Source organism: Arthrobacter sp. NPDC057388 (assembly GCF_042668165.1).
Lineage (GTDB): Bacteria > Actinomycetota > Actinomycetes > Actinomycetales > Micrococcaceae > Arthrobacter.
In genome coordinates this window covers 1-3,830 of sequence record NZ_JBHVBL010000093.1, presented here as the reverse complement: position 1 = coordinate 3,830, position 3,830 = coordinate 1, and the positions used below count along the sequence as shown (strand labels likewise).

General features: G+C 45.5%; 6 protein-coding genes. All 6 read left to right on the top strand.

Features of this window, described 5'->3' with window-relative positions; all coding sequences use genetic code 11:
* Window positions 1–327: hypothetical protein (locus ACFUTU_RS21220; RefSeq protein WP_377967916.1), on the top strand; the 327-nt coding region annotated here is incomplete at its 5' end.
* Window positions 315–869 (top strand): hypothetical protein, encoded by a 555-nt coding sequence (locus ACFUTU_RS21215; protein WP_376642749.1) that lies wholly within the window; start codon window positions 315–317, stop codon window positions 867–869. The genes ACFUTU_RS21220 and ACFUTU_RS21215, both read left to right, overlap by 13 nt.
* 41 nt (window positions 870–910) lie before the next feature.
* A complete protein-coding gene (locus ACFUTU_RS21210; protein ID WP_213398973.1) occupies window positions 911–1,168 on the top strand; it encodes a hypothetical protein in 258 nt (85 codons plus the stop codon).
* Window positions 1,146–1,787 carry a hypothetical protein gene (locus tag ACFUTU_RS21205; protein WP_376642745.1) on the top strand — a complete coding sequence of 214 codons (642 nt, stop codon included), beginning with the start codon at window positions 1,146–1,148 and terminating at the stop codon, window positions 1,785–1,787. The genes ACFUTU_RS21210 and ACFUTU_RS21205 overlap by 23 nt, the downstream gene beginning before the upstream one ends.
* Before the next feature lie 315 nt (window positions 1,788–2,102).
* Window positions 2,103–3,161: a hypothetical protein gene (locus ACFUTU_RS21200; protein WP_376642743.1), complete on the top strand. Its 1,059-nt coding sequence runs from the start codon at window positions 2,103–2,105 to the stop codon at window positions 3,159–3,161.
* A 59-nt stretch (window positions 3,162–3,220) separates the two neighbouring features.
* Window positions 3,221–3,469 (top strand): hypothetical protein, encoded by a 249-nt coding sequence (locus tag ACFUTU_RS21195; protein WP_080467411.1) that lies wholly within the window; start codon window positions 3,221–3,223, stop codon window positions 3,467–3,469.
* Window positions 3,470–3,830 lie beyond the last annotated feature (361 nt).

Below are 3,830 nucleotides of genomic sequence, written 5' to 3'. Positions count from 1 at the left end.
GAAATCGAACACATGTTCCTATATTATTTAATTTATCGAACAGAAATAGGACAAAAGGAGGATTTATTTTCTATGCCAAAAGAACTAGAAGAAAAAGAAGAAAAATCGTCTGCTGAAGAAACACCGAAAAAAGAGGAACAGGAGGACGCGCCAAAATGGGCAAAGAATCTGCTACAGGACATCCAAAACCTGATGGGAACAAAGGAACAGCCGCAGGGACAAGCACAGGAAATTCCAGTACCGGAACCGCCAAAAGTGGAGGAACCGGAGGAAGAGGAACAGCCAGCACCAAGCAAAGCGAAAACGCTCCTCGGGTGGTTATGGTAGATGTGCCGGGAAGTGACCAGGAGGAACAGCCGAAAAAGAAACGCGGTCGCCCTCCTGGTACTGGCACGAAAAAGAAAAGCGCAGCCAAGAAAAAGACGGCGGGCAATGTTGATTCATCCCAGCTGAAAATGCTGTTACTGACGACAAGCGCGATCGTGGCAGCACGACCTGGGATGGAAGACTTTGCATTAACCGCCGATGAAGCCGAACAGATATGTACGCCACTCGCAAACATCATGGCGAAGTCTGAAGGCGTGGCGGGTGTCGCCAGTGAGTATGCAGACCATATAGCGTTACTCATTGCGTGCTTTACGATCTTTATACCTAAATTCATTATGTGGAAATCCAAACAACCTAAAAAGAAAGAGGTACAGAAAAATGTCTTGCCAAAACGAGAACTACCAAAACAACCAACAGAACAACGAGGAAATGAAAGCGCGCCTGAAAGAACTAATCAAAAGCCTGCTGAACGATCTGGGGAACCCACTAGTAAGCAATTTGGCGGCTCCTTACATCAACTCATCCCTTTCGGAGGATATTGATGTCTTAAAATTCCTCAACCATTTAGAGGGGATGATCGACTATGTCCGGTATGGTGACGCTGAAGCAAGGTGACTTCTATTACAACATCCCCATGCATGAATACAGCCGTTATTGGTTTGAACACTTGGACATTATCGAACAGGGCGAGGAATTTTTAGTTGTGGAGAAAATCCCTTACGACAAAATCCCGAAACCGTCCATCATGGCTGCTATGAAAAGAGGTAAAGGCGTGAAGCGTGTTGTGAAAGCTTACAGCACGAAAGGAAGTGGAAAACATGCGAATGACAATTGGCGATGACGAACACGTTTTTATCTGTGGTCAAACCGGTACAGGTAAATCGGTTGTCGCTGAGGTATATCTCGCTGGGAAAGACCATGTGGTAAAGCTTGATACGAAAGGCGAAGTACACGAGCGCCGCAAGAAACGGCAGGAATTGTGGCATGGCTTGCAGGAAGGTAAGGACTTTACTGTGGTTCACCGATTGGAAGACGTGTCCGAGGTCGAGACGCCGAAAATTATCTATTGCCCGGTCGCTGAAGAATTAGAGCCGGAATATTACAACGCGCTCATGAGCTGGGTGTACAAGCGTGAAAATACGATTCTATGGATAGACGAATTAATGGAAGTCGCGCCAAGCGCCCATAACTACCCGAAAGAATTGAAAGCCTTATACACGCGCGGGCGTTCGAAAGAAGCAGTCGTTTGGGCTTGTACCCAGCGCCCAACAGACATTCCGGTCATTGCTATGGCCAACAGTTCACACTATTTCATTTTCACCATGCAAAACCCGGATGACCGTAAAAAGATTGTGAAAGCAACAGGGATGCCGCAATTTATGGAGCAACCCGGCGGGCACAATTTTTGGTATTGGAAAGTGGGTATGCAAAACCCGGTACTAGCAAAATTGAAGCTTTAAAGGAGGTGATGACTTGGAGACACGAAAATTTGCAGGTGTCGGGCTGAAGAACATGATTGTCATTGCGCTATTCACAATGATGGTCATTGTCGTAACAAAGGTTATTGTCACGAAGCATCCGGTTAACGGTGTGACGCAATTAGTAAACGCAGTATAAGGAGGAAAAAAGCATGAAGGTTAAATGGTTAGTTCATACGTTCATTACTGTATTTATCACGATGGTTTTCATGTGGATTATTAAGAAAGCTTCAGCAAAATATCATATCCCGGTTGTATCTACAATCGCGGCAGAAGTCTAAGGAGGAATTTTAATTTATGGCAACTCAACAGCAACTATCAGCACAGGCAAAGGCTCAACTATTCTCGCAGGCTACCCGCCAAACATGGCAGATGATGGGTACACAGACAGTGACAGAGGACGCACAAACGGTATCATTCAACCTACCGAAAGTACGCCTGCTATCACAAATTTTAGTTGAATTTGACGCGACTGTCTCTCTCAAATCGCAGAACGCGGCAATTCCAACTAAACCATTTTCACCATACCAGATTATCAGAAATATTGCACTGGAATTAAACAGTGGATTCCGTCCTTTTGTTGTGTCAGGCGAAGCCCTTCACCTATACAGCTTAAACCGATTGAATCCAGACGTTCTATTACCTGCATCAAGTCCGCGGGCGTTATCTTACATTGAAACAGCCGCGAGCACGTCAGGTAAAGACGCGCGTATTAAATTCCAAGTCGCGCTGCCATTAACTTTAAACCAACGTGACCCGGTCGGTCTTATCTTGCTACAAAACGAGGAGACAACCGTTTCCCTTCAGATTGATACAGCACGCGCGCAAGACGCGTATCAGTTGGCTACTGGAGACACCGTTACACTGAAGCAATTGAAAATCACGCCGACAATTGAAACGTTCTCCGTCCCTTCTGTACCACAAGCTATGCCGGATATTTCTGTCCTGAAGCTTGTAAACGAAAAAGGCGAACAGTTCACCGGGAACGGTCAAAATATCGTGAAGCTTCAGACAGGGACGATCTACCGTAAACTCATGTTTTACTTTACGGATGAGTCAGGCAACCCGCTGAAGGACAGCGACTTTGCGGGCAACTTGGAATTGGTATTTAACCAAGCCGACATCCCTTACAGCATTAAGCCGTCAGCACTTGCAGCCCGAAATCATTCGGACTTGGGTTATGTCTTACCGGATGGGGTTTATGTGTTTGACTTCTCTAACCAAGGCTTGCCAAACCTCGGCGGCTCTCGTGACTATATTGACACCGAACGTCTTACAGAGTTTTGGATTCGCTTCAATACTCAAAAAGGCGGGCGCGTGAAAATCGTTGCTGAAAAGCTTTCACGCTTGCATTAATACACGCGGGAGGGCTTTTCCCTCCTTTTCTTATTTGACTACTACGAAGGAGGATTTATATGAACGCACCATCACAAATGGGTCTAGGTGAAATGTTCTACCATGCCGCAGACTTATATCCAAACATGGGGTTTATGAGTACCCGAACGTCTACAGTTCCCGAAGCTGAAGATCAAATGTCTCTTGTCGATGATGAGGACACAGCAAAAGAGCATGACGTAAAGCAAGACCCTATTACATCAAAACAAATCTTGCTGGGGTTCGGCATTGTGTTCCTTGTCGTATTCCTATTCTCGGCAAGGGTGTAGGGGGTGTGACTTGTGGAGCAAATCTATTCAATCCTATTAAATAACGGAGCCATGGGCGTAATGCTCGCGTGGTTCATGTTCAAACAATCAAAGGATAACGAACAGACACGGGAAATTCTAACCGATCTGAAAATGGTTATTTCAAAAATCGGGGGTGCGTCAAGCAATGACTAAAATTCTTGTTCTCACCGTTATTATCATCGTGTTTTGGTTCTTCTTTATCCGCCGCAAAAAGAAGGGATAACACATGGAAAAAGGTCTTTTGTTTTTCACGCTGGCGCTCACAGCCATATGGATTATTATTGATGACTTTTATGGCGGCAAACTCCTGTCAAAGATGGCACAGAATATGACGCCTGAC